The organism is Nocardia sp. NPDC059228, assembly GCF_042754245.1.
In the GTDB taxonomy this organism is placed as follows: domain Bacteria; phylum Actinomycetota; class Actinomycetes; order Mycobacteriales; family Mycobacteriaceae; genus Nocardia.
Map to the genome: position 1 here is coordinate 310,737 of NZ_JBHZAL010000003.1, position 25,133 is coordinate 335,869.

Below are 25,133 nucleotides of genomic sequence, written 5' to 3' on the forward strand. Positions count from 1 at the left end.
CGCGCCTGACCCGCTCATGCGGCCTCCTGGGTCTTCCACCACGTGATTCCGAAGATCTGTGTCATGGCCGCCGTCTTGAGCGGCGAGTGCTCGGTGCCCGCCGTCGCCCTCAGCGCGGCCGGGATCTGGGCCGCGTGCACCACGATGCTGAGGAAGGCGTCGATCCAGAACACCGCCCGCAGCAGCCGGCCGGCGGGGGCGCGATCGCCCGCCGCCAGCAGTAGCCCCAGGGCCAGGTAGAGCCATCCCAGTACCGGAATCGCCCGCAGCACAGTCACCTTCATCGTCCGTTGTCCTTTCCGAGCTGCTCCGCCGCCCAGACCGCGAGTTGTTCGCGGCCGATCTTGGCATTGTGTCGGATATCGACCGGGAACTTCGGATGGAACAGGAACGTGGAAACCGGTGCGGTGACATCGAATTCGCCGGCCCGCTGCCGCAACTGCGCCGTCAGCGCCGCGGTGTCCGTGCCGGGCGCGGCCTCCACGCAGAGCACCGGCAGCTGCGCGCCGCGAGTGCCCACGCCGACCAGTGCGGTGCGGATCACCCCGGGCAGTATGTTGAAGACCTGTTCCACCTGCACGGAGAACATGGGTCCGGCGGCGGTGTGCACGCGCTGACTCTTGCGGCCGCAGAACCAGATCCGGCCCTCGCCGTCGATCCAGGCCAGGTCGCCGGTGCGATGCCACACCGTGTCGTCCTCGTGGATCTTGCCTGCCAGATTCGCCGACTCGGGCCAGTAGTAGCGGGTGCTCACGTTCGGTCCCGACACCACCAGCTCGCCGATGCCACGGGTGGCGACCAGCTCGGATTCGCGGGCCTCGGCCTGCGCCCAGGTCGGGATGGGATCGTCGGTGATGGCGACCAGCCGGGCCCGCACACCCTCGGCGGGCCGCCCGACACAGGTGCCGTCACCCAGGTGCGCGCGCTCCGCCAGACCGCCCAGCAGTTCCCGGGATTCGATGGTCGACATGGGCAGCGCCTCGGTGGAACCGTACCCGGCGTACACCTCGGCGTCCTCGGCCAGCACCTGCCGCAGCCCGGCGATGCACCAGTCCGGGACGGGTGCGCCGCCGGAATAGATGCTGTGCAGGGTCGGCACCGGCGTCTTGTGCGTCTCCAGGTGCCGCAGCAGCGGAATCAGCACGGCCGGGGAGGCGAACATGGTCTTCACGCCGAACCGGTTGAGGGCGTCGACCACGTGTGCCGGATCGGTGGAGCCGACCTTGCTCGGCACCAGCGGCGGTAGCACGCACCGTGAGCCGAGCAGCATGTCGAGAATGCCGACCAGCGGCAGCGTGATCAGCGAGGTGCCCGGTTCCACCCGGCCGCGCGCGGCGTGCACCTGCTCGACCATGGCGCTGAGATTGCCGTGCGTCATCTCCACGGCCTTGGCGGGTCCGGTGCTGCCGGTGGTGTAGGCGATGAGCAGCACCTCGTCCGCCGGCGCCGGCACCCGCTCGCGCAGGGTGAAGGCGTCGAACGGGGCCCGGTGCTCGCCGGCGGTCCGTCGCTCGGCGCGGGCGGCCAGCAGTTCCTGCAGTCGCGCCGCGACTTTCGCGCCGACCGGACCGGCCGCGCCGTCGGCGCGGAACCGGTTGCCGAGCCGGCCCGCGGTCACCGGCGCGCCCCAGCTGCGCAGGGTCGGTCCGCTCCAGAACCAGCGCGGGCCGACGGTGAGAGTCACCCGCACGTTCCGGAAGTACTTGCCGAACAGCACTCGCGCCGCGTGCGCCTGCGGAATGCCGATGAACGCCTCGGCATTCGCGGCGCGCAGGCAGTTGAGCATCTTGCGCAGGCCCATGCCCGGATCGATGACCACCGGGATGGCGCCGATCTTCAACAGCCCCAGCATGATCGCGTACAGCTCCGGGCTGGGCAGCACCAGCACGATGGTGCGGGTGCCACGGCCCACGCCCGCCGCGGCCAGGTGCAGGCCGATGGTGTCGGACCACTCGTCGAGCTCACGGTAGGTGAGGTGGCGGTAGTCCGGGAGGCCGGAGGCGGTCTTCCCCGCGGGGTAGATCACCGCCTCACGGTCCGGATCGGCGGCCACCACCGCTCGGAAGCGGTCGATGGCCTGCCAATAGGTCGCGGTGGTCACGCCGCGGCTCCGGCGAGGGCCGGGAGCCGGTAGACGACAGCGGCGGCCGAGGGGCCGGCACCGGCCGCCACGAACAGCACATCGCGGTAGCCGGCCAGCGAATCCGCCTGGGCGGCCGCGTGATACGCCAGGGTGAGCGCGGCCGTGTGCGGGTCACCGTCGGTCAGGTCCGGGGTGAACACCGCGTCCGCGGCGATGCCGAGTTCGGCGGCCAGCCGGGCCGGGAAGTCGGCGCTCGGGGTGGCGGCGATGAGGGCGGTGGTGGCCTTGTCGACCGCACTGTCCGACAGCGCGGCGCGCGCGGCCCCGGCGGCGGTGGCCAGCAGCCGGTCCAGGTAGCCGGGTTCACGCTCGACCGTCATGATGCCGCGGCCGCGATCGCCCATGGTCTCGGTGTCCACGTAGGACTCCAGGCCCGGAGTGCCCGCGGCGGCGCGGGTGTGCACCCGGCCGAAGCCCTCGGGCTCGCCGGTCTGCTCCAGCAGCAGCGCCGCACCCGCGGTGGCGTAGGGGAATTCGTCGTCGGCGGCGGAGCGCGTCAGCGACGGGTGGGTGTCACCCGACACCACCAGCACGTGCTCGGCGCTCCCGGTGGCCAGTACCGCCTGCGCCACCTGCACGGCATTGAGCACGCCGGTGCCGGCGTTCATGAGGTCGAAGGAGAACGACCGCGGGTCCTCCTTCACGTAGTCGAGCCCGATGCCCGCGGCCTTCTGGATCAGGGCCGACACGGCCGGCTCGACGGTATTGCTGTCGCGGAAGATGCCCGCGTTGATCATGACCCCGACCTGCCCGGGCTCGATGCCGGCGCTCTCCATGGCCCGTCGCGCGGCCCGGCCGCTGAGCTCGACGATGCTGAAAGTGTCGGTGTCCCGGCTGATTCCGGTGGACTTGATGCGCACACCCATGGCAGTACCTCAGACCTTCAGCGACGAGATGGTGGTGGACAGGAAGCCGCCGACGACGCCGGAGGCCGCCGGAATCATCAGGATCTTCGACCCGGCCGCCAGGTTCTGCTGGCTGAGCTGATCGTGCAGCACGATGAAATGCGAAGTGCTGGAGGTATTTCCGTACTTCTCGATGACATTCAGGTCCGGCGGCATGGGGTGGCCGAACTCGCGCTCGGCGATCGCGTTCATGAACGGAATCGCGGCCGCGCCGAACTGGTGGTGGATGATGTAGTCGAAACCCTCGTCGGCGAAGGTGATCCCGTTCGCCTCCATGAAGTTGCGCTGGGTGTCGGTCCACAGCAGGAACCGCGCCTCGTTGTGCATCTTCCGGTTGTCGGTGTAGAGCGCCACGCCATTGGACTTGTCGCTGGGCATGCCCAGGCACAGGTGCGAGAACTCCGAGGCGGTGGTGAGCTCGATGTAGTGGATCTTGTCGTTGTCGTCCACGGCCTCGTCGAGCACCACGGCCGCACCGGAATCGCCGACGGTCAGCGACGCGAATTGCAGATCGTATTTACTGGAAATCTCGTTCACGGCCGTTTCGGCAATAGGCGTAATGGCCTCGCCGCTGACCACGATGCCGCGTTTCACCGCGCCACTGCGAATCATTCGGTCGAGAATGTAGACGCCACTCATCATGCCCGCGCAGGCATTCGAGAGATCGAAGGCGATGACATCCTCGCGAGCGCCGATGGCGCGGCCGATGGCGCCGGCGAAGGACGGCTCCATGTACATCTTGGTGCCCTCCTTACTGCGCGTGATGGAGGTCGAGATGATGATGTCGAGATCGCCTGCGGCATAAGATGACCTGGACAGACAGTCCTCGACGGCCTTCATGGCCAGGGCGAAGGAGTCCTCGAGCGTCTCCGGGCGGGTGTCGCGGAATCGGCGTTCCTTGACGCCCGTGATTCGTTCGAGATCGAACTCCGGGACCTCCTTCAATTGTGAGAGCAGTTCGGCTGTGGTAACACGCTTCTCGGGCAGATAGGCGCCGATGGACTCGAATCGAGATTGCGGCACAGGGGACTCCTGGAACTGGGAGGCTGAAACCTCGTGGAAGAGAGTGAAATGTGTGTTCGTCAAGCTCGGATGAACTGAGGCTACCCGAGGGTAACTAGCTTGGGGAACTATCGCGTTCCGTTTAGCTGTCTGAGACGAAACGTGAACGCATGCTTAGTGTTACGCGCGGTGTCGCAAAATTTCCGCACCCGGCCTGGCCGCCCGCGGCCTGGCTGAGGTGGGGGTTCGCCGAAAGCCGGGCGCTGTGGTCACCGCCTGGCGATCGTCCGTTATGTGTCATCGGTATGGCCCGGGGATGACGAACCGAGCTTCTCGCTGTGAGTGAGTTCACCCGGCCACGTCACACCCGCGCGCTCCGGTGGCACCGACCCGAAAACTGTCTGGGCGACAGTGGATTTCGCGACGAGGCGTAGCGATTCAGGCCTGCGCGGGCAGGCCCAGCACCGCGATCACGAACTCTACGAACAGCGGCGCCAATTCGGGCACCCGATGCGCCCCCTCGGCCACGATGACCCGGCGGGTGCGTTCGCCGATGGCATCCGGAATCAGCGCGAACAGCTCGTCGGCGATGACCGGCAGGCTCGGATCGGTCGAGCGCGCCTGGGCGTAGAAGACCCGGTACAGATCCGCGAACCGATCCACCGACAGATCCCGCAGTGCCACCGACTCCTGATCCACCTTGAACGCCTCGACCAGCATCAGCCGCGCGAAATCCGGTTCGGAGGCAACGGTTTCGCAGAAGGTGACCACGATGGACTCGATGCGCTCGTACGCGCCGGCGTCGGTGGGCAGCTGGGCCAGCTCGTCGGCGATGCGGGTCGCGATGATGTCGGAGGCGGTGCGCACCGCCTCGATGAAGCAGTGCTCCTTATTGCTGAAGTGCTCGTAGAAGGTGCTGCGCGAGACCCGGGCGCGCGCCACGATATCGGTGAGTGTGGTGGCGTGGTAGCCCCTGGCCTCGACGCATTCCACCATGGCCTCGAGCAGCCGGCCGCGCTGCGAGGTGAGGACGGCGTCCCGGGCGGCGCGATGCCGTTCGTCGAAGTTGGTGCGCTGCAACGTCCCTTGTGGTGCGCGAGCCGTCATGTGGACCTGCCTGTCGCGCATCCATTCCCTCTCTCACTGAACCGCGTTCGCTTCAGATGGTCATTATCGGTGGGCGCCCGGATCGGTGGTGTCCCGGGATTGCGGTCGGGTGACCTCAGTCGCCGCCGGCTACCGCGGACGCTACAGTCGCGGCAGCCGCAACACCGCGAAGGTGAAGGCACGTAGATCCGGAATCCGTTGCGGCAGGAGGGAAATCTCCCCGCGCCGGATCAGCCGCCGGGTGCGCTCGGCAATGGCGTCGACGATCAACGCCGGTTGTCCGTCGATCGCCGCCGGGATATCCGCGGACCCGGCTCGCGCCGGCCGATGGAACTCCCCGCGGATCGGAATGTCCGTTCCGGCGCGACGAAAGACCATTCCTCGTGTCGTCGGACCGCATATGCACATCGTGGCAATGGCGGATCGGCCGTCGCCATCGGCGTGGACTTCTGTCCAGGTCCGGGGTCGCTGTCGGGTGCCGCGGTCCGTACGCTGGCTGGACCGGAAAACTGGATCCTCACTGGCTACTTCGGTAAATGTTTAGCTGAAGGATTGCTGGATGGATAGGCGGACAGATGCTCGACGCGCTCACACCGATTCCGGAGCAGCCGCTGCTCGGAATGTACCTGCGGCACCGCCGGGAGAATCAGGGCCTCACGCAGGAGGAGACCGCTCGGCGGATGTTCGTCAGCGTCTCGCTCTACCGGAAGCTGGAGAGCGGGGAGCGCACGGTTTCGGCGGACCGGCTCGAGGACTGGTGTGCCGCCATGGACGTACCGATGTGGATGCTCGAGAAGGTGGTCTCGCTGGCCCTGCCCAGGGTGTCCACCTTCGCGCGCGGCACCTGGCCACCCCGGCTGCGCCAAGAGGACCTCGACCATCTCGAGGCCCTGCCCTATCCGGCGTACTTCCACCGCTTCCCCGAATACGAGGTGCTCGCGGCCAATCGGGCTGCCGGCGGGGCGTTTCCGTGGCTGGCCCCCGCGGCGCCCGGCGCCGACCGCCCGGTCAATGTCATCGAGCAGTTCCTGACCATCCCGGAAGCTCGCGAGTTGCTGGTCAACTGGGACACCATCGTGCACCGCCTGGTTTTCGGCCTGCGCGTCCTCTCGCCCGGCGTGGTCGCCCCCGAGCGCCTGGCCCAGATCATCGAAACCTGCAGCGTCAACCCGGAATTCGCGCGCATGTGGAACACCCCGATGGACGAAGACCTGTTCAACGACTCGCTCGTGCAGGTCCGCAACCCGGCCACCGGCGAGATCATGAGCCTGACCATGCGTTCCTACAACGCTTTTCACCCGCAGAACTGCTCCTACCAGCTGTTCATGCTCACGCCGCGGTCGCCCGGCACCACCACCATCGACCCATGCGCGGCCCCCTGAGCGGGCTCCGGCAGCTGTTCGGAAGGAGAGAACGGGGAACGGTCGATGTCGGCCGACACCGTTGACTCCTCGCCAACAGCTGATCCGGGCTCGCTGGTCGGCGCGGGTGCCCCAAATCGTGCTACTGCCCCAGGTCGACCGGCGCGGTAAGCGGACCGGATCGGTGCCCGCCCGCCGGAGGGCGGCGGGCGGCACCGGTTCTTACTTCGGTTCGACGTACTTCGGGAAGACCACGGCCGGTTCCGGCAGGGCGGTGCCCGGGCGGAGCGGGGTGGCGAGGTCCGCGAAGTTGCGGTCGGTGACGCCGAGCAGGTCCAGGATCTTTCCGGCCGAGCCGGGGATCACCGGCTGGACCAGGATCGAGACGATGCGCAGCACCTCCATGGTCACGTAGAGGATGGTGCCCTCGCGGGCGGTGTCCTCCGGGGTGCCGGCCTTGGCCAGGGTCCAGGGCGCCTGGGCGGAGAAGTAGCGGTTGGTCTCACCGAGGGTGAGCCACAGCTGCTCCAGACCCAGATGGATCTGCTGCTGGTCGAACTCGGTCCGGACCTTCTCGAGCAGGTCGCCCGCGCGCTCCAGCAGGGCCTTGTCGTCCTCGGTGAACTCGCCCGGGGTGGGGACGACGCCGCCGAAGTCGCGGGCCACCATCTTCAGGCAGCGCTGGGCCAGGTTGCCGTACTCGTTGGCCAGATCGGCATTGATGCGGCCGACGATGGCCTCGTGGCTGTAGGAGCCGTCCTGGCCGTAGGAGATCTCACGCAGCAGGAAGAAGCGCACGGCGTCCAGGCCGAAGGTGTCGACCAGGTCCATGGGATCAACCACGTTGCCGACCGACTTGGACATCTTCTCGCCCTTGTAGTTGACGAAGCCGTGCACGAAAACCCGCTTCGGGAGCTCGATTCCGGCGCTCATCAGGAAGGCGGGCCAGTACACGGTGTGGAACCGCGAGATGTCCTTGCCGATGATGTGCAGGTCCGCGGGCCAATACCGCTGGAACGACGCCGAATCGGTGTCGGGGAAGCCCGCGCCGGTCAGGTAGTTGGTGAGCGCGTCCACCCAGACGTACATGACGTGCTCGGGGTGACCCGGCACCGGCACACCCCAGTCGAAGGTGGTGCGGGAGATGGACAGATCCTTCAGGCCCGCCTTCACGTACGAGACGATCTCGTTGCGCCGGGTCGCGGGCGCGATGAATTCCGGCTGGGTCTCGTACAGTTCGAGCAGCTTGTCCTGATAGTTGGACAGGCGGAAGAAGTAGTTCGACTCCTCGGTCCACTCCACCGGGGTCTTGGTGTCGGTGGAGATACGGGTGCCGTCCTCGAGGAGGGTGGTCTCCTCCTCGGTGTAGAACGCCTCGTCGCGCACCGAGTACCAGCCGGCGTAGGTGTCGAGGTAGATGTCCCCGGCCTCGACCATGCGCTCCCAGATCGCGACCGACGCGGCCAGGTGGTCCTCGTCGGTGGTGCGGATGAAGCGGTCGAAGGAGATGTCGAGCGCCTTGTCCATGTTCTCGAAGACGTCGGAGTTGCGCGAGGCGTACTCCTGCTCCGCGAGACCGGCGGCCTTGGCGGCCTGCTGCACCTTCTGGCCGTGCTCGTCGGTGCCGGTCATGTAGAACACATCGAAGCCGTCCAGCCGTTTGAAGCGGGCCAGGGCATCGGACGAGATGTACTCGTAGGCGTGCCCGATGTGCGGTGCGCCGTTCGGGTACGCGATGGCCGTGGTGACGTAAAAGGCGGGGCGATCGGATGCGCTCATGGTGTGTCTACTCTATCTGCGTGTCCTACGTCGCTCGCGTGAATATCCCCATGGCAGGTGCCGCACGTCTTTCTTTCGGGGGATGGGCATGACCACTCGCCGACCTGCGCCCGAGCCGCCCGAGCCGCTGTCGCCGCTCATCGACGCGCACACCCACATCGATGCCTGCGGGGCCACCGATCCGGAAGCGGTTGCGGCCCTGGTGGAGCGGGCCCGCGCGGTGGGTGTGCGGGAGCTGGTGACGGTTGCCGACGACCTCGAGGCGGCGCGCTTCGCGGTCCGCGCCGCGCACTGGGACGACCGGGTCCATGCCGCGGTGGCGCTGCACCCGACCCGCGCCAACCACCTCGACGAGGCCGCCAAGGCCGAGCTCGAGCAGCTGGCCGCCGATCCGCGGGTGGTCGCGGTGGGGGAGACCGGGCTGGACTACTACTGGCCCGGCAAGCTGGACGGCTGCGCCGAGATCGAGGATCAGGTCGAGGGCTTCCGCTGGCACATCGACCTGGCCAAGCGGCTGGGCAAGCCGCTCATGATCCACAACCGGGAGGCCGATCACGACCTGCTGGCGGTGCTGCTGGACGAGGGCGCGCCGGAAACCGTGATCTTCCACTGCTTCTCCTCCGACGCGAACATGGCGATGGCCTGTGTCGAGGAGGGCTATGTGCTCAGTTTCTCGGGCACGGTCAGTTTCAAGAACGCGCACGAATTGCGCGAGGCCGCGAAACTCGTTCCGGACGAACTGATTCTGGTCGAAACGGACGCGCCCTTCCTGACTCCGCATCCCTTCCGGGGTGCGCAGAACGAGTCGTACATGCTGCCGTACACGCTGCGCGCACTGGCGGAACTGCGCGAACAGGATCCGGTGCAGCTGGCCAAGATCACCACCGCCAATGCCCGCCGCGTCTACGGAATCTGATCCACTGTTCCGCCTCTCCGGGACTTCAGCGCCCGGCTCGGGTGCCGTCGCGGGTACCGCACGCGTGCCCGCGGTCGGGTGGCGAACCTATTTCGGGCGTACCCGGCGAGTTACCCCTCAGCGCTGCGAAATCAGTTGTCGCTGTCGGGGATCGGACGCCGGGCTTTGCGTCGCCATATGTGTCGCAGCTCACTACGATCTAGCGCGATCGTGATTTACCTGCGGTTCGATATCGGGTCGTAATTTTCGTCACCGCAGTTCCGCCGGGAGTGGTTGTCAATCCCGGACCCTCTCGTTATCGTACTGTGACCATGCCGGGATTTCCGATGCACGCATTGACGAAGATCAACTCGTCGCGTTCCCCGATGCTGTACGGGGCTATCGCGGCGATGCTCGTCACGCTCATCTTCGGCGCCGGCGTTGCCATCATGAGCAAGAAGCAGATCACCTTCGTCATCGATGGCAAGCAGTTCGCCGAATCCACCATGCGCGGGGACGTCCGCGGCGCGCTCAAGGACGCCGGGTACGCGATCACCAACCGTGATGACGTATCCCCTTCCGCCGCAGCGCATATCAGCGACGGATCCACCATCACGCTGAACCGGGCCCGCGAGGTCTCGCTCATCGTCGACGGCACGCCCTCCAAGGCCTGGACCACCGCGCTCACCGTGGCCGAGGCGGTCACCAAGCTCAACCTGCCCGGCGACGTCTTCACCTCGCCCGCGCGCCCGACGCCGCTGCCGCTCGAGGGCGCGCAACTGCTCATCACCAACCCGCGCACGGTCGAGCTCAGTGACAACGGCGCGCCCGCGTCGCTGGTCCGCCTCGCCGCCCCGACCATCGGGGAGCTGCTCCAGGCGCAGGGCCGCCCACTGGTCAATCAGGACTCCGTGGAACCGGTCGCGAGCACCCCGCTCACCGACGGCATGAAGATCACCGTCACCCGCAAGATCGTGGAGAACCGCACCGAGCGGGTGCCGCTGGATCCGCCGGAGAACATCATCGAGGATCAGACGCTCAATATGAGCCGCACGATCGTCGAGAATCCGGGCGTACCCGGCACGCAGGACGTGACTTTCGCGGTCTCCATCGTGAACGGCCATGAGGCGGGCAAGGATCCGATCAAGTCCACCGTGATCGTGCCCGCGCAGCCCAAGACCGTGCGCAAGGGCGCCAAGCCCGGCACCGAGGTCCCGGACGTGCAGAACGGCACCACCTGGGATGCCCTGGCCAAATGCGAATCCGGCGGCAACTGGGCCATCAATACGGGCAACGGCTTCTTCGGCGGCATCCAGTTCGACCAGAACACCTGGGAACGCCAGGGCGGCACCCGCTACGCCCCGCGCGCCGATCTCGCGACCCGCGAGGAACAGATCGCCATCGCCGAAGTGACGCGCGCCCGCCAGGGCTGGGGCGCGTGGCCGGCCTGTACCTCGCGGCTCGGCATCGGTTAGAAGGGCTGTCCCGACAGCGTGGACAGCAGCTGGAACGGCATGCTGAGGAACATCAACCCGACATAGAGCGGGTAGCGGATCGGATCACCGTTGAGGTAGCCCTCGGCCAGCCAGCTCATCAGGTCTGCGGAACCCATGTCGCATCTCCCTTGCGTAGTGGTTACTGCCACCGGGCATGTCGGCAACGCGAATCCTGTTGTTACCGAACGGAAGTATCGGCAGCCCGGGCGATCGGCGCTCGACACGAACGCGCAGGGTCACCGGAAAGTGGATTCGAGGAAGTCGACGAGGTCGGCAGTGGTGGCCGGGCGGCAGGCGAAGCCCAGGTAGCCGTCGGGACGGATGACGAAGGCCGATCCGTGGCCCGCGCGGTAGGCCCGGGCGAATTCGCCTGCGGTGTCGCGGATCAGCGGGAGGCTGGTCGCGGCCGCGCCGGCCCGGGGTGCGGCGATCAGGTAGACGTCCAGGTGGCCGTGGGCCGTAGCGGTCGCGGTGACGGCCAGCTGTTCCAGGTCGCGCAGGTCGTGATCGGTGGTGGTGTCGTCCGCGTAGAGCAGCAGGGTGTGGGCGGTGCCGTCGATGAGGGGCAGCAGCCGGAAGTCGAAGGCGACGGCGTCGCGGGTCAGGCCGCGGGCGTCGGGGGCGCGGGCGCCCGCCGGCGGGGCGGGCTCGCCGGGTGGAGACGGCGCGACGATCGGACTGCCGGCATAGTCGATGAGCAGCTGGGCCTCCCGGCGCAGGACGTAGCCGGGATCGGTGGAATCCGCCCCGATGCCCTCGCGGGCGCTGCGGACCGTGCGGCCGACGACCTCCTCGCCGACCGGACGGCGTTCGGCGTCGTAGGAGTCGAGCAGGGTTTCGGAGGCGTCACCGGTGAGCGCCAAGGCCAGTTTCCAGGCCAGATTGTGGGCGTCCTGGATGCCGGTGTTCATGCCCTGGGCGCCGGTGGGCGGGTGGATATGGGCGGCGTCACCCGCCACGAAAACCCTTCCGCGGCTGTAGGAATCGACAATGCGGTGGCTGATCCGGAAGACCGAGGACCAGCGCAGGTTCGACACCTGTGCCGGTTCGGGGGCGAGGCGGTCGACGACCGCTTGCAGATCGGGCAGATCGGGCGTCCACCCGGTGGTGAAGCCGTGCTCGACGCCGTCGTCGCCGGTCGCCCGGTCGGGTGTCCGGCCGTCGGGGAGGAGCATGGAGATGCGGTACCGGTGCCGGCCGGGGAGCGGGATGCAGACCAGCAGATCATCGGTGACGCCGTCGGTCTGGTGGCTCGCGCGGATGTTGTAGCCGCGCGGCATCGACCAGCTCAGTTCCACGTCCCCGAGCATGTAGTGCTCGGTGAAGGCCGCGCCCTCGAAGGAGAGACCCAGCGCCTTGCGGATCGTGCTGTGCGCGCCGTCGCAACCGACGAGATAGCTTGCCCGCGTGGTCTTCTCACCCATGTCGCTCGCGAGCGTCACGGTGACCCCGTCGGCGTCCTGCTCGAAAGCCGCGACCCGCGTACCCCGTTCGACGGCGCCGCCCAGCTCGGCGAGCCTGTCCCGCAGAATTCGCTCGGTCTCGTACTGCGGCAGGCCGACGAATCCGAACGGCACGTCCGGAGGCAGCGTCAGCTCGATGCGCGGGCCCGGCTCGCCATTGACGAAGGCGAGCTGCCCGTGCAGTTGGATCGCCGCGTCCAGAATCCGGCGCAGCACCCCCATCTGCTCGAACACTTCCAGCGCACGCGGTTGGATGCCAACGGCTTTCGCGTACTGCGGCGGTTTCAGCAGCGGGTCGACGATCCGGCACGGCACGCCGCGGCGACGCAGCTCGATCGCCGCGGTCAGGCCGACCGGTCCGGCGCCCGCGATGATTACCGCGGTGTCGTCCATGGGGTCGAACCTGTCGGGGATACGGACGCCGCGGGATTGTTCGTGGCCGAATTACGTTGTGCCGGATCGTGTCCGGGCACGGCACCGGAGCCGTAGAAGGTGGGCAGCATGCCCTTCACCAGTACCAGCGCCGACCCTTCGCCGGAGGGGACGGCCGCCAGGTTGGTGGCGACCACGATGGTGAGGCCGGAGTCCGGGTCCGACGCCATGTAGGTCATGTAGCCCGGGATCTGACCGTCGTGCCCGAACTGATGCTCACCGAATCGGACGAGGCCCAGGCCGTACCCGGCCATGGCCGGATTGGCCGGATCGATCGGCTGGATACTGTCCATCCGCATCTTCTGGAACTCGGCGTCGAGCAGTTTGCCGTCGACGAGCGCCTTCGTATACGTGGTCATATCGTCGACCGTCGAGATCGCCGCACCCGCGGTCCAGGTCCACGACGGGCTCGAGGTCGTCTGGTTGCCCGGTTTCAGCGTGCCCGCCAGCGCGGCGGCCTGCTGATCCGGCGGCAGTGCGAAGGTGTCGATGGTGGAGACCATGGTGCCGAAGGCGTAGCCCTGCGGATGCGGATCCGGCATCGAGGAGTCCGCCGGCGCGGGGAACGACGTGTGCTTCAACCCGAGCGGTTCGAAGATGCGCTGCCGGAAGTTGTCGGCCACAGGCATATTCGTGACCTTCTCGATGACCAGTCCCAGCAGGATGGTGTTGGTGTTGCAGTACTCGAATCTCTCGCCCGGCTGGAAATCGACCGGGTGCGCGAACGCGATGGCCAGCAATTCCTCCGGGGTCCACACCTTCTGTGGATCCTTGTCGATCGCGGCGCTGAAGTCGTAGTCGAAGGTGTAGTTGTAGAGGCCGCTGCGCATTTCGGCGAGCTGGGCGAGGGTGATGCGGTCCCCGTTCGGCACGCCCGGCCAATACTTGCCGATCGGATCGCCGAGCGAGAGCTTGCCCTCCTGGGCGAGCTGCATGAGGACCGTCACCGTCATGGTCTTGGTATTGCTGCCGATCCGGAAGTGGTCGTCCACCGTCATCGGATCGTCCTTGCCGATGGCCCCGGTCCCGAAGGTGGCGGTCCAGTCGCCGTCCTTGGGCGACTCGACCACCACCACCGCTCCCGGAATGGCGTTGTCCTTCATCAGTTCGGTGATGATGGGCCGCAATGTCGCGGCGTATCCGGGCTCCTTGGACCCCGTATCGTTCGACGATCCACACCCTGCGGCGACCGTCAACGCCACGGCTGCGATGAGCACGCCGAAACTTCGCCGGTATCCCATAACTCTCCGTCCGGTCCGCTGGAACGTGGTTATGAAGCTGCTGAAGCGTTTGTCAGCCTAACTCCGTACCAACCGGTCGCGAATGGAAATGGGCGGTGTCGCTACATCAGTGCGCCACCGTCGACGCGGAGCTCGGTGCCGGTCATGTAGCGGCCGTCATCGGAGGCCGCCATGGCCACGACACCCGCGATGTCCTCGGGCTTGCCGAGTGCGCCGGCCTCGATCCACCCGGGCAGCCGCGCCATGAGCGTCCAGTCGGCGTCGGCGGGCAGTTCCAGGCCGGAGGTGATGCCGGTGCTGATGCCGCCGGGCACGATATTGACCGCGCGCAGGCCCTTTTTCACGTATTCCAGCGCGATGGAGTGGGTGAGCGCGTTGACGCCCGCCTTCGACGCGGAGTACGCGGCCATATAGGGATTGGACCCGAAGGCCGAGGTGGAGGAGAAGTTCACGATCACGCCGTGCCCGGATTCGATGAGCGCGGGCAGCGCGGCCTGGATCATGAGGAAAGTACCGGTCAGGTTGACCGAGATGACCCTGTTCCAGTCCTCGAGGGGCATGTCGTGGGTGTGCGCGGCGCGCAGGATGCCCGCGGCGTTCACCAGAACGTCCAGGCCGCCGAGGAATTCGAGGGCCTCGGCGGTGACGGCGCGGACCGCCACCGGGTCGGAGATGTCGAGGGTGAGGGTGCGCAGGCGCTCGCGCTGCTCGGCGGGGGCGGCGTCGACGGTGGCGGCCAGTCCGGCCTCGTTCACATCGGCGGCGACCAGGTGGGCTCCCTCTTCGAGCAGTCGCAGGGCCACGCCCTGTCCGATGCCCGATCCCGCTCCGGTGACAAGTACTCGGCGGCCTTCGTATCTGCGCGACATGGCGAGAAATTAGAACAAGTTTCAAGGCACGTCAATGGGCCGGCGCCCAATCGGGCGTAGCTGGTTGCCAGAGTCTTCTCATACTGGTCCTCCGTTCAAATCGATAAACTCGGGCCCCGAACAGGAATGGTCATCGGGTCGGGACTGATGGAGGATTCATGCGGTCGGTTGGTTGGCGTACACGGATTTTCACCGCGGCCGTAGCATCGGCGGGCACGCTGCTGGTCCTGCCGGGAACCGCGGCTCACGCCGAAACGGCCGGCACCGCCTTCGCCACCACCGCGCTACCGGACGGCTTCCGCGGCCTGCCGAACGGCACCATCATCGACTACTGGACCACCCGCTCCAATGGCGAACCGGTGAAAGCCAGTGGCGCGCTGTTCGTTCCGTCCGGTCCCGCGCCCGCGGGCGGCTGGCCGATCATGGCCTATGACCACGGCACCTCCGGCATGGGACCGGGCTGCGGCGGGCAGACCGACACCTCGAAGGTGAGCCGGGCCAAGGAAGACCAGGTGCTGCAGTACTTCGTGAACAAGGGCTTCGCTGTGGTCGCGCCGGATTATCTGGGCCTGGGCCGCTTCGACACCGGCCCGCACCCGTACCTGGAGATCAGTACCGAGGCCGGTGCCACCATCGACCTGGTCAAGGCGGCCCGCGCCACGAATCCGGAGCTCTCGCGCACCTGGGCGGTGACCGGATTCTCGCAGGGCGGTCAGGCGGCGCTGGGCACCGCGCACCTGCAGGTGTCGCAGACCCCCGACCTCGACTTCCGCGGCGCCATCGCGGTCGACCCGGAATCGGATCTGGAGAAGATCGCCCCGTTCGTCGGCCCCTGGGCGCCGGAGATCCCCGGTCAGGCCGGGACCGCGGTCAACGGGTTCGTGGTCAGCATGCTGGCCGGGCTGCGCGCCACCCACCCCGAGGTCGATGTCGACAGCTACCTGACCCCGCGCGGCAAGCAGGCCGTGGACGCCTCGGAGAGCCTGTGCTTCGCGGACATCATGAAGGTGGTCGACGGCATGGGCATCGGCGACATGCTGTCGCGGCCGCTCGACACCCCCGAATTCCAGGCCGCCATGAGCGAGTACATGGCGGTGCCGGTCAACGGCTACAACGCGCCGATCCTGCTGCTGCTCAACACCAATGACACCACCGTGCCGTCCCCGTTGCACGCGGCGCTGGCCGCGCAGCTCGCCGCCGCCGGCGCGGACTTCCAGACGGTGGTCGGCACCGGCACCCATACCCAGTTGAACCCGCAGATGTGGAATGCCATCGGCGCGTTCAGCGATCGGATCCTGGCCGCGCCCACCGTGCCGTGACGATGGTCGCGTGATCTCTTACTTCGGGAACCAGCCGAAATCGGGTTCGCAGGTGACGTCCTGGTCCGGGCGGACACCGGTGGCGAAGTAGGTGTTCACGATGGTGTTCAGGCACGGGCTCAGGTCCGGCCGGAACGCGCCGTGAATCCTGGTGTCCGCCAGCGTCACCAGGCGTGACCCGGTCAGATCCGCGTGCAGCGCAAGCCCTTCCGAGTATGCGGTGCGAGTGTCGTGGACATTGGCCACGATCAGCACCGGGCTCGCATTGTGGATCTCGGTGGGCGGTTCCACCGGGTCCGGCCAGAAAGCACAGGCGGTGATGTTGTTGGCGAACGCCCCGAACACCGGCTGCGTGGGCCGCGCGGCCTCGACATTGCCGTAGTACCAGGCGGGATCGCGCGGCGCGGCCTTGTCGCCGCACATGATGGCGGCCATACCGGCGGCGTCGAGCGGCACCACGGAGACGATCTTGGCCTTCAGCGCGTCCATGTCGATGGGGCCGCCTGCCACGCCCGACGCCACCATGGTCAGCACTTCGGCGAGGTTGGGATTCAGCTGCGGGTTCGGCAGCAGCGCCAGCAGCATCATGGGAATGGTGTGCTCGTCGACCAGGTAGCCGCTGCCGTAGATCTCATGACCCGCGGACCGCCGGATGAGGTCCTCGACCCAGGCGCGCACCGCCTCCGGGGTGCTGCCGAAGTGGTACTGATCGTCGTGGCGGGCCGCCCATTTCGCCCAGTCGTCGAGGGCGTACTCGTTGATCGCGCCCATGTCCTGGTAGAGCCCGACGTAGTAGCGGTCCGGGTCGACGGCACTGTCGAAGACCATGCGGTCGGCGTGGTCGCCGAACATCTGCGTGTAGACCGCGCCCAGATAGGTGCCGTAGGACGCGCCGAAGTAGTTGAGCTTCTTCTCGCCGAGCAGGCTTCGGATGAGGTCCATGTCGCGCGCGGTGTTGCGAGTCGTGATCTTGCGGGCCTTCTCCGGGTCGGTGCCCACGCACGCGGTGGCCAGCGCCGCGGCCACGGCGGTGTCGCGGGCATAGCCGAACACGTCGAATCCGGCGGAGAAGAGCATGGTGGGCACCGGAATCGTGCAATTGACGGCGTCGGAGCGGCCGACGCCACGCGGGTCCATGCCGATCAGGTCGTACTGCGCGCGGACGTCCGCGGTCATGGCCTTCTGGGTGTTGACCGTCATCGCCAGGCCGGCGCCGCCCGGACCGCCCGGATTGGTGACCAGGATGCCGCGGCGGCGCGCCGGGTCGGTGGCGGCGATGCGGGAGATCGCGACGGTGAGCGTGCGACCGTCCGGATTGCTGTAGTCGAGCGGTACCAGGACGCCCGCGCACCGCGCGCCGGCGGCGTCGAGGGCTGCGTTGTCGCACGGCTTCCACTCCAGTGTCTGGTGGTAGAAGCGGTCCATTCCCGGGGCCGTGTCCGCATTCGCCGGTCCCGCGGGCAGCGTGACCGCCGCGGTCAGCAGCGTCGCGCCCAGGACGAGCCGTCGAATCCGCCGAGCGGGCATGCACTCTCCTTCGCGGTTGTGTTCCCAAGGGGCGACGCTACTCGGATACCTGGTGAAAGACGGTGCGACATGGCGGATTTGGTCCGGCGCGCGGGGCCGCCACGCCCGCACGAGCGAGCTGGCAAATGCATAGCTAACTTCAGTGTTAGACTCCGCGCGCCATCGCCCTCGCGGTGTGACCGGGTGCCCGGGTGATTCACGCAGCTTGATAGGTTTTCCAGAATGTCCGAACCCGAAGTCGCCGGTCGTGGAAAAGCCGCCCTGCTGGGGCCCGCCGAAGTGCGTGAGCTGGCCGAGCGTTTCGGCGTCCGCCCGACCAAGCAGCTCGGGCAGAATTTCGTCCACGACGCCAACACCATGCGCCGCATCGTCGCCACCGCGGGTGTCCACCGCGACGACACCGTGCTCGAGGTCGGTCCCGGCCTGGGCTCGCTGACCCTGGCGCTGCTCGACGTGGTCGACCGGGTCATCGCCGTCGAGATCGACCCGACCCTGGCGGCCCACCTGCCGCAGACCGCGGCCGCCCGCGCCCCCGAGCTCGCCGATCGGCTGACCGTCGTCCCCATGGACGCCATGAAGGTCACCCACGCCGACCTGCCCGCCGCGCCGACCGCGCTGGTGGCCAACCTGCCCTACAACGTGGCCGTGCCGGTGCTGTTGCACCTGCTGGCCGAATTCCCCAGCATCCGAACCACTCTCGTCATGGTGCAGCTGGAAGTGGCCGACCGCCTCGCCGCCACTCCCGGCGGCCGCATCTACGGCGTGCCCAGCGTCAAGGCGGGCTTCTTCGGGACGGTTCGCCGCGCCGGAACCGTTGGCCGCCAGATCTTCTGGCCCGTACCCCAGGTCGAATCGGGGCTGGTGCGCATCGACCGATTCCCCGAATCCCCCTGGCCCCAGGACGAATCCTTCCGCCGGCGCGTCTACGCCGTCATCGACGCCGCCTTCGCCCAGCGCCGCAAGACCCTTCGCGCCGCCCTCGCGGGCTGGGCGGGTTCCGCCGCCGAGGCCGAAAAGCGCCTCACCGCAGCCGGAATCGCGCCCACCGCCCGCGGTGAGACCCTCGATACGGCCGCCTACGTCCGCCTCGCCCAGCAGGAATGAGCCGAAGACTCGTCCGTCGGCGCGGTTGAGCGCATTTCCGTCACTTGTGCATGTGCTGACCGCGCCGGCCGAAGCGGTCGACGCGGTCACGCGGACGATCGACGTGCGGGATTCTTCGCGGTTTGCCGGTAGTGCGCGGTTATGGCACCCGGTCTGTCCGGGTGTGCTGGGGCGTGATCAGCTCGGTGCGGGGACGTCGATGGTCAGCTGGGATGGGCTGGGGTTCGTGCTCACCTGGGCGGAAACCCGGCCGGAGCCTTCGATGGTGAAGACGGCGGCGTGCCAGCCGTAATGGCTGTCGTACTCGGTGGTTTTCGTCTCTGTCGTGCTCGTGCCGTTGTCCAGGTTCTGCATGGTGACAGTGGTGGAGATTTCGCAGCTTCCGGGCGATGCCAGCAACGAGTCGAGGGCATTGGTGTCGGGGATGAAGTTCACCGTCACCTTGGCCGAGCTGTCGACGAAGGTATCGCCCGTCTGACCCTGATCGGCCGACAGTTGGGCGTCGGCCGTGCCCGAGCACCCCGGCGTGGAACCGGTGACCTGAGCCGAATCGAAATTCAGGGGGTCCGCAGTTGCTGGACCGGCCGGTACCAAGAACGCCAACATCGGCAGGAGCGGTACTGCTGCGATCTTCAGTGCGCCTCGCTTCATGACTCTCGTCCTTCCTCACGTATACCGCGGGGATAAGGCAACTGGTCGGCAAACCGCCACTCCACGCTACTCGTCGATCGCGGCGTCCGGCTGCCCGGGGCTTCGTCGCTCACACTGGGGGCATGGAGATCACGTCGGCTGTAGGGGTGGTTCTCGGGGCCTTCGGGCTGTCGGGGGCGGCGGGTTTGAATGCTTGGCTGCCGCTGCTGGTGGTGGGGGTCGCGGATCGGGCCGGGTGGATCGATCTGGGGAGCTCGTACGGGTGGTTGTCGTCGACCCCGGCGTTGATCGGTATCGCGGTGCTGTTGGTGCTCGATCTCGTGGGGGACAAGATCCCGGCCTTGGATTCGGTGTTGCACGGCATCGGGACGCTCGTGGCTCCGGCGTCGGGGGCGATCCTCTTCGCGGCCGAGACCAGTCTCTCCTCGCATCTGCCGCCCGCGGTCGCCGCCGTCCTGGGCGCCGTCACCGCGGGCAGCGTGCACGCCGGTCGGACGGTGGCGCGACCGTTGGTCACGGGAACGACTGCGGGCGTGGGGAATCCAGTGGTTTCCACCGTCGAGGACGGAGTCTCACTGGCGCTCACGACGCTGGCGCTGGTGGTCCCGGTGGTCGCCTTCATCGTGCTGCTGATCGTGCTGATCGGGCTGGGCCGGTTGGCATTCCGGGCGGTTCGACGGCTGCGCGGCAGGCGCGGCTCGAGCAAGCTCGAGCCGCGCTAGGCGGCGGGTCAGGCCGAGATGGACAGGCCCTGGAGCAAGGTGGTGGGTCCGGCGCCGTCGCTGTCGCTGCGGGTGGTGATGGTGAGCTGGACCAGGTACTGGCCGTTCTCGGACTCGACGATGATGTAGCGGTTGTAGGCCCAGAGGGTGAGCTGCTCGACGTTGTAGGTGCCGGTGATGCCGGCGGACGGCCAGCCCTCGAAGTCGGTGGTGTCGGTTTCGAGGTCCTCCCAGCCGGGAAGCCGGCGGGCATCGTCGAAGGCGTGGGTGAGCAGCTCGCGGGCATCGACGGGCGGGGTGAAGGTGGCGACCAGCACGACGGCGTTGTCGGCCCAGCCGTTCACGGGGGTCTGGGTCCAGACGCCGTAGGAGCCGGGGAACATGCTCGGCGGAACCTGCTGCCAGCCTTCGGGAATGCCGACGGCGACCTTGGGGGCGCCGGGAGCTGCGGGGTCGACCGGGGCGGCCTCGATCTGGGCGGCGGCCAGGTATTCGGCGATGGTGGTCAACGGGGCTCCTCGCGAGGGGACGGCGGTGGTCACCCGCCATTCAACACGATGCGACAGGGCCGCCCGGATCCGGTGATCGGGGCGGCCCTGCCGGTATCGCGGGACGAGCGACCGGTGTTCCTCATCCGCGAAAGCGGCGCAGTCGCAGGCTGTTGCTGACCACGAACACGCTGGACAATGCCATGGCGGCACCGGCGAGCATCGGGTTCAGCAGGCCGGCGGCGGCCAGCGGGATGGCGGCCACGTTGTAACCGAAGGCCCAGAACAGATTTCCCTTGATCGTCCGCAGCGTGGCCCGCGACAGCTTGATCGAGGTCGGCACCGCGCGCAGGTCGTCACGCACCAGGGTGAGGTCGGCGGCCTGGATGGCGACGTCGGTCCCGGTGCCCATGGCCAGGCCCAGATCGGCCTGGGCCAGGGCGGCCGCGTCATTGACGCCGTCGCCGACCATGGCGACCACCTTGCCCTCGTCCTGCAGCTGCTTGACCACGTCCAGCTTGTCGCTGGGCAGCACCTCGGCGATGACCTGCTCGATGCCCACCTGATCCGCGACCGTGCGGGCAGTGGCCGCATTGTCCCCGGTCAGCAGCACCGGGGTGAGGCCGAGCGCCTTCATCTCCGAAATCGCCTGGGCGCTGGTGGGTTTCACCGCGTCGGCGATGACCAGCACGCCGCGCGCCTGCCCGTCCCAGGCCACGACGATGGCCGTCTTTCCCGCCCGCTCGGCCCGGATCTTGGCGTCCGCCAAGGACTCCGGCAGCGCGATGGACCAGTCCTCGAGCAACTCGACGCGTCCGATGGCCACCGCCCGCTCGCCGACCAGACCCTGCACGCCCTTGCCGCCGTGGCTGACGAACTGCTCCACCTTCTCGGTATCGAGTCCGCGCTCGGCCGCACCGGCGACCACGGCCTTGGCAACGGGGTGCTCGGAGCCGTGCTCGACGGCCGCGGCCACCGACAGCAGCTCGTCGGCATCCACGCCGGCGCCCGGAATCGCCTCGGCGAGCGTCATCTTGCCGGTGGTGACGGTGCCGGTCTTGTCCAGCACCACGGTGTCGATGCGCCGCGTCGACTCCAGCACCTGCGGGCCCTTGATCAGGATGCCCAGCTGCGCGCCGCGCCCGGTGCCCACGAGCAGAGCCGTGGGCGTGGCCAAGCCGAGGGCGCACGGGCAGGCGATGATCAGCACCGCCACCGCCGCGCCGAACGCGGTCGCCACGGCCGCGCCGGTGCCGAGCCAGAAGCCCAGCGCCGCCACCGCGATCGCGATGACGATCGGCACGAACACGCCCGCCACCTGATCGGCCAGCCGCTGCACGGGAGCCTTGCCGTTCTGTGCCTCCTCCACCAGCGCGGCCATCTGCGCCAGCTGGGTGTCCGCGCCGACCCGGGTGGCGCGCACGGTCAGCAGGCCGCCCGCGTTCACGGTCGCGCCCACCACCTGATCGCCGGGACCCACCTCGACCGGCACCGATTCGCCGGTCAGCATGCTCATGTCGAGCGCCGAACTGCCGCCCACCACCACACCGTCGGTGGCGACCTTCTCGCCGGGACGAACCAGGAACTCCTCACCGACTCGCAGATCGCCGATGGGGATGCGGGTTTCGACGCCGGCCCGCAGCACCGACACGTCCTTCGCGCCCAGCTCCAGCAGCGCCCGCAGCGCGGATCCCGCCTTCTCCTTGGACCGGGTCTCGAAGTAGCGGCCCGCCAGAATCGCGGTGATCAGCGTCGCCGCCACCTCGAAGTACAGCGCCGACGACGAGTCGCCGCGCTCGATGGCCAGGCTGAACGGGTGCTTCATGCCGGGCATGCCGGCCGTGCCCCAGAACAGTGCGTACACCGACCAGCCGAAGGAGGCCAGCGTGCCCAGCGAGATCAGCGTGTCCATGGTGGCCGCGCCGTGCTTGGCGTTCACCCACGCGGCCCGGTGGAACTGCGACCCGCCCCACACCACGATCGGCGCGGTCAGGGTCAGCGACAGCCACTGCCAGTTGGTGAACTGCAGCAGCGGGAACATGCCCATGGCGACCACGGGCACGGCCAGCGCCAGCGTCACCAACAGCCTGTGCCGCAGCTGATCCGCCGCCGAGGGGGCCGAATCGGGTTCGGCCGCCTCGGTTTTCACCGGTTCGGTGTGGTGCACGGCGGCGGTGTAGCCGGTATCGACGACCTTGGCGATCAGATCATCGGCCGTCACCGACTCCGGGAAGCTGACCTTCGCCTTCTCGGTCGCGTAGTTCACGGACGCGGTGACGCCGTCCATGCGGTTGAGCTTCTTCTCGATCCGGGCCGCGCAGGAGGCGCAGGTCATCCCACCGATATCGAGTTCGATCGAACGCGCGGGCGCCGGGGCGCTCATGAGTGACCTCCTCCGTGGTGGGCGGGCGCATCCGAATCGGATGCGGCAGTGGATGCTTCGTCGGTGAATTCCGCGGTGTGCACCGCGCCGCCGTGCTGGAAGTCCAGGTACAGGCGGTAGTTGCCGTCGCTCGGCGCTTGCGCGTGGAAGACGACATCGGGGCCGGGTGCGGTCCTGCCGACCTCACCCTCCGGGTGGACGTGCAGGTAGGCCAGGTCCGTGGCCCGCAGCGCCACTAGATGAGCGTACGCGCCCAGGTAGGGCTGCAGATCGGTCACCGGCTTGCCGTCGCGGATAACGGTGAAGGTGAGTTCGCTGCCCGCCGTGGTCAGGTCGCCGTCGAGGGTGACGCGGTAGCCGTCCACCTCGGCGGTCTTCGCGACCGGCGGCAGTGGCTTGCCCGTCACATTCCCCGCGACCGCGATGGTGCGGCTGAGCACCAGTTCGCCGGGTCCGCCGGCGGGGGAGAAGTCGGCGAACACGCGGTAGCTGCCGGGTTCGGCCCACTTCCAGTTGATGGACCAGGTGCCGTCGGCCGCCCGGGTCGGATGCACGTGCCGGAACTGGCTGGCGTCCGAGCGGACCACGATCAGGTGCAGGTCCTTCTCATGTAGATCGTTGTAGCGTGTGACGGCGCCCTGCGGTCCGGTGATTCGGAATTGCAGTGCGCCTTGCTGATCGGGGGCGGCGGGGGCGCTGATATCGCCGAGGGTGTAGCCGGAGAGGCTGTCCTGCAGGCCCGTCGCCGCGGCGGCCTCGTGCCGACTGTGGTCGGGGGCGGCCTCGGCCGGGGCCGCGCCGGACCGGTCGCCCACCAGGGCGCCGATGCCGAGCGCGGCTCCGAACAAGACGACCAGTCCGCCGCCGAAGGCGGCGAACTTCAGCCGATCGTTCACACCGTCACCTCGTAACCCGCTTCGTCGACGGCGGCCACCACATCGGCGTCGGCGAGCGCGGCGCCGGACTCGACGGTGACCAGGCCGGTGGCGAGATCCACATCCACGCTGGTGACACCGTCGAGCTTGCCGATCTCCTTCTGCACCGAACCGACGCAGTGGCCGCAGGTCATGCCGGTGACGGTGTAGGTGCTGGTGGCCATGGTGGTCTCCTTCGCTCGCTGTTCATACGGTGAGGGGGTATCCCCGACACTCAGAAACATACCCCCCACGGGTACCGGGCGCAAGTACTCGAACGGGAAATCTGTCGACTAGGCTGTGCGCGTGCTCTCAGTTGTGCCCAGCCCCCTCGTCGTGCGCGCGCCCGCGAAGGTGAATCTGCACCTCGGGGTGGGCGACCTGCGCGAGGACGGCTACCACGACCTCACCACGGTGTTCCAGGCGTTATCGCTCAGCGACGACGTGCAGATCTCGCCGTCCTCGGCGCTACGCGTGAAGGTTGTCGGCGAGGGGGCCGACGAGGTTCCCACCGATCGCGGCAATCTGGTCTGGCAGGCCGCCGTCAAGCTGGCCGATTTGGCCGGACGCGCCCCGCTGGTGGAATTCGCCATCACCAAGGGCATTCCGGTGGCGGGCGGCATGGCCGGCGGGAGCGCCGACGCCGCCGCGGCCCTGGTCGGCCTGAACGACCTGTGGGAACTCGGCCTCGGGCGCACCGAATTGTCCGATATCGCGGCCGAACTCGGCAGCGACGTCCCCTTCTCCCTGCACGGCGGCACCGCCCTCGGCCGCGGCCGCGGCGAGGAACTGCTTCCGGTGTTGTCCCGCAACACCTTTCACTGGGTGCTGGCCCTGGCCAAGGACGGCCTGTCCACCCCGGCCGTCTTCCGCGAACTCGACCGCCTGCGCGAAGCCGGCGACCCGCCGCGACTCGGCAGCCCGGAGGAGCTGTTGCAGGCGCTGGCCTCCGGCGAGGCCAAACAGCTCGCCCCGCTGCTCGGCAACGACCTCCAGGCCGCGGCGCTCTCGCTGAAACCCGAACTGCGCCGCACCCTGCGCGCGGGCGTCACCGCCGGAGCCCTCGCGGGCATCGTCTCCGGCTCCGGCCCGACCTGCGCCTTCCTGTGCGAGAGCGAGGAGGCCGCGGTCACCGCCGCCGCCGAACTCGCGGGCGCCGGAGTCAGCCGCAGCGTGCGCACCGCCCACGGCCCGGTCCCGGGCGCACGCCGAATCGCAGGCGACAACTGATTTCGTAAGGTTCCGGGTAACTCGTCGGGTACGGGCCAAGTCTCCCCGTACGTGACCGCCGGTCCGCAATGTGAGGTGAGTAGGCTCTTTCGGTTCGGCGAA

The 25,133-nt window shown here is 68.2% G+C and carries 24 protein-coding genes; 7 read left to right on the forward strand and 17 right to left on the reverse strand.

Going from position 1 to position 25,133, the window contains the following annotated elements:
* Window positions 1-14: 14 nt before the first annotated feature.
* From ACFXKA_RS07545 to ACFXKA_RS07570, 6 genes are all read right to left on the reverse strand, one after another.
* Window positions 15-284 carry a hypothetical protein gene (locus tag ACFXKA_RS07545; RefSeq protein ID WP_379426521.1) on the reverse strand — a complete coding sequence of 90 codons (270 nt, stop codon included), beginning with the start codon at window positions 282-284 and terminating at the stop codon, window positions 15-17.
* Entirely contained in the window at window positions 281-2,101 is a 1,821-nt protein-coding gene (locus ACFXKA_RS07550; RefSeq protein ID WP_379426522.1) for a fatty acid CoA ligase family protein, read from the reverse strand. The genes ACFXKA_RS07545 and ACFXKA_RS07550 overlap by 4 nt, the downstream gene beginning before the upstream one ends.
* Window positions 2,098-3,009, reverse strand: a complete 912-nt coding sequence (locus ACFXKA_RS07555; RefSeq protein WP_379426523.1) for a hypothetical protein — start codon at window positions 3,007-3,009, stop codon at window positions 2,098-2,100. Before ACFXKA_RS07555 ends, ACFXKA_RS07550 begins: the two co-directional genes overlap by 4 nt.
* A 9-nt stretch (window positions 3,010-3,018) precedes the next feature.
* Complete coding sequence (locus ACFXKA_RS07560; RefSeq protein WP_354836108.1) at window positions 3,019-4,071, reverse strand: 3-oxoacyl-[acyl-carrier-protein] synthase III C-terminal domain-containing protein; 1,053 nt, start codon at window positions 4,069-4,071, stop codon at window positions 3,019-3,021.
* A gap of 417 nt (window positions 4,072-4,488) precedes the next feature.
* On the reverse strand, window positions 4,489-5,178 hold the full coding sequence (locus ACFXKA_RS07565; RefSeq protein ID WP_379426524.1) for a TetR/AcrR family transcriptional regulator: 690 nt from the start codon (window positions 5,176-5,178) through the stop codon (window positions 4,489-4,491).
* 120 nt (window positions 5,179-5,298) lie between these two features.
* Window positions 5,299-5,535 (reverse strand): hypothetical protein, encoded by a 237-nt coding sequence (locus ACFXKA_RS07570; RefSeq protein ID WP_379426525.1) that lies wholly within the window; start codon window positions 5,533-5,535, stop codon window positions 5,299-5,301.
* 197 nt (window positions 5,536-5,732) lie between these two features.
* On the opposite strand from ACFXKA_RS07570, the gene ACFXKA_RS07575 reads away from it, so the two are divergent.
* Window positions 5,733-6,539: a helix-turn-helix domain-containing protein gene (locus ACFXKA_RS07575; RefSeq protein WP_379426526.1), complete on the forward strand. Its 807-nt coding sequence runs from the start codon at window positions 5,733-5,735 to the stop codon at window positions 6,537-6,539.
* 201 nt (window positions 6,540-6,740) lie between these two features.
* On the opposite strand, the gene metG is transcribed toward ACFXKA_RS07575, so the two are convergent.
* Window positions 6,741-8,297: a methionine--tRNA ligase gene (gene metG, locus ACFXKA_RS07580; RefSeq protein WP_379426527.1), complete on the reverse strand. Its 1,557-nt coding sequence runs from the start codon at window positions 8,295-8,297 to the stop codon at window positions 6,741-6,743.
* A gap of 88 nt (window positions 8,298-8,385) precedes the next feature.
* Between metG and ACFXKA_RS07585 the strand changes: the two genes are divergently transcribed.
* Together ACFXKA_RS07585 and ACFXKA_RS07590 are read left to right on the forward strand one after the other, a co-directional pair.
* Window positions 8,386-9,213 carry a TatD family hydrolase gene (locus ACFXKA_RS07585; protein WP_379426528.1) on the forward strand — a complete coding sequence of 276 codons (828 nt, stop codon included), beginning with the start codon at window positions 8,386-8,388 and terminating at the stop codon, window positions 9,211-9,213.
* 326 nt (window positions 9,214-9,539) lie between these two features.
* On the forward strand, window positions 9,540-10,667 hold the full coding sequence (locus ACFXKA_RS07590) for a transglycosylase family protein (RefSeq protein WP_354836096.1): 1,128 nt from the start codon (window positions 9,540-9,542) through the stop codon (window positions 10,665-10,667).
* On the opposite strand, the gene ACFXKA_RS07595 is transcribed toward ACFXKA_RS07590, so the two are convergent.
* From ACFXKA_RS07595 to ACFXKA_RS07610, 4 genes are all read right to left on the reverse strand, one after another.
* Entirely contained in the window at window positions 10,664-10,804 is a 141-nt protein-coding gene (locus tag ACFXKA_RS07595; RefSeq protein ID WP_354836094.1) for a hypothetical protein, read from the reverse strand. The genes ACFXKA_RS07590 and ACFXKA_RS07595 overlap by 4 nt on opposite strands.
* 120 nt (window positions 10,805-10,924) lie before the next feature.
* Window positions 10,925-12,544 carry an FAD-dependent monooxygenase gene (locus tag ACFXKA_RS07600; RefSeq protein WP_379426529.1) on the reverse strand — a complete coding sequence of 540 codons (1,620 nt, stop codon included), beginning with the start codon at window positions 12,542-12,544 and terminating at the stop codon, window positions 10,925-10,927.
* Entirely contained in the window at window positions 12,526-13,824 is a 1,299-nt protein-coding gene (locus tag ACFXKA_RS07605) for a serine hydrolase domain-containing protein (protein WP_379426530.1), read from the reverse strand. The genes ACFXKA_RS07600 and ACFXKA_RS07605 overlap by 19 nt, the downstream gene beginning before the upstream one ends.
* Window positions 13,825-13,925: 101 nt before the next feature.
* Window positions 13,926-14,693 (reverse strand): SDR family NAD(P)-dependent oxidoreductase, encoded by a 768-nt coding sequence (locus ACFXKA_RS07610; protein ID WP_379426531.1) that lies wholly within the window; start codon window positions 14,691-14,693, stop codon window positions 13,926-13,928.
* 158 nt (window positions 14,694-14,851) lie between these two features.
* Here ACFXKA_RS07610 and ACFXKA_RS07615 point away from each other — a divergent pair, with 158 nt between their 5' ends.
* Window positions 14,852-16,012 carry an alpha/beta fold hydrolase gene (locus ACFXKA_RS07615; RefSeq protein WP_354836086.1) on the forward strand — a complete coding sequence of 387 codons (1,161 nt, stop codon included), beginning with the start codon at window positions 14,852-14,854 and terminating at the stop codon, window positions 16,010-16,012.
* A gap of 18 nt (window positions 16,013-16,030) precedes the next feature.
* Here ACFXKA_RS07615 and ACFXKA_RS07620 read toward each other — a convergent pair whose 3' ends face one another.
* Window positions 16,031-17,539 carry an alpha/beta fold hydrolase gene (locus ACFXKA_RS07620; protein WP_354836084.1) on the reverse strand — a complete coding sequence of 503 codons (1,509 nt, stop codon included), beginning with the start codon at window positions 17,537-17,539 and terminating at the stop codon, window positions 16,031-16,033.
* Window positions 17,540-17,761: 222 nt separating this feature from the next.
* Here ACFXKA_RS07620 and rsmA point away from each other — a divergent pair, with 222 nt between their 5' ends.
* On the forward strand, window positions 17,762-18,643 hold the full coding sequence (gene rsmA, locus ACFXKA_RS07625) for a 16S rRNA (adenine(1518)-N(6)/adenine(1519)-N(6))-dimethyltransferase RsmA (protein WP_354836082.1): 882 nt from the start codon (window positions 17,762-17,764) through the stop codon (window positions 18,641-18,643).
* A 177-nt stretch (window positions 18,644-18,820) separates the two neighbouring features.
* Here the strand turns inward: rsmA and ACFXKA_RS07630 are convergent, their stop codons facing one another.
* On the reverse strand, window positions 18,821-19,294 hold the full coding sequence (locus tag ACFXKA_RS07630; RefSeq protein WP_354836080.1) for a hypothetical protein: 474 nt from the start codon (window positions 19,292-19,294) through the stop codon (window positions 18,821-18,823).
* 122 nt (window positions 19,295-19,416) lie between these two features.
* On the opposite strand from ACFXKA_RS07630, the gene ACFXKA_RS07635 reads away from it, so the two are divergent.
* Window positions 19,417-20,016 carry a DUF4126 domain-containing protein gene (locus tag ACFXKA_RS07635; RefSeq protein ID WP_379426532.1) on the forward strand — a complete coding sequence of 200 codons (600 nt, stop codon included), beginning with the start codon at window positions 19,417-19,419 and terminating at the stop codon, window positions 20,014-20,016.
* 8 nt (window positions 20,017-20,024) lie between these two features.
* Here the strand turns inward: ACFXKA_RS07635 and ACFXKA_RS07640 are convergent, their stop codons facing one another.
* The 4 genes from ACFXKA_RS07640 to ACFXKA_RS07655 all read right to left on the reverse strand — a co-directional run bounded on the left by ACFXKA_RS07640 (window position 20,025) and on the right by ACFXKA_RS07655 (window position 23,986).
* Window positions 20,025-20,525 (reverse strand): LpqN/LpqT family lipoprotein, encoded by a 501-nt coding sequence (locus ACFXKA_RS07640; RefSeq protein ID WP_354836076.1) that lies wholly within the window; start codon window positions 20,523-20,525, stop codon window positions 20,025-20,027.
* A 121-nt stretch (window positions 20,526-20,646) separates the two neighbouring features.
* Window positions 20,647-22,887, reverse strand: a complete 2,241-nt coding sequence (locus ACFXKA_RS07645; protein WP_379426533.1) for a heavy metal translocating P-type ATPase — start codon at window positions 22,885-22,887, stop codon at window positions 20,647-20,649.
* Window positions 22,884-23,783: a hypothetical protein gene (locus ACFXKA_RS07650; RefSeq protein ID WP_379426534.1), complete on the reverse strand. Its 900-nt coding sequence runs from the start codon at window positions 23,781-23,783 to the stop codon at window positions 22,884-22,886. The genes ACFXKA_RS07645 and ACFXKA_RS07650 overlap by 4 nt, the downstream gene beginning before the upstream one ends.
* A complete protein-coding gene (locus ACFXKA_RS07655; protein ID WP_379426535.1) occupies window positions 23,780-23,986 on the reverse strand; it encodes a heavy-metal-associated domain-containing protein in 207 nt (68 codons plus the stop codon). The genes ACFXKA_RS07650 and ACFXKA_RS07655 overlap by 4 nt, the downstream gene beginning before the upstream one ends.
* Window positions 23,987-24,107: 121 nt before the next feature.
* Here ACFXKA_RS07655 and ACFXKA_RS07660 point away from each other — a divergent pair, with 121 nt between their 5' ends.
* Window positions 24,108-25,031: a 4-(cytidine 5'-diphospho)-2-C-methyl-D-erythritol kinase gene (locus tag ACFXKA_RS07660; protein ID WP_379426536.1), complete on the forward strand. Its 924-nt coding sequence runs from the start codon at window positions 24,108-24,110 to the stop codon at window positions 25,029-25,031.
* Window positions 25,032-25,133: the final 102 nt, after the last annotated feature.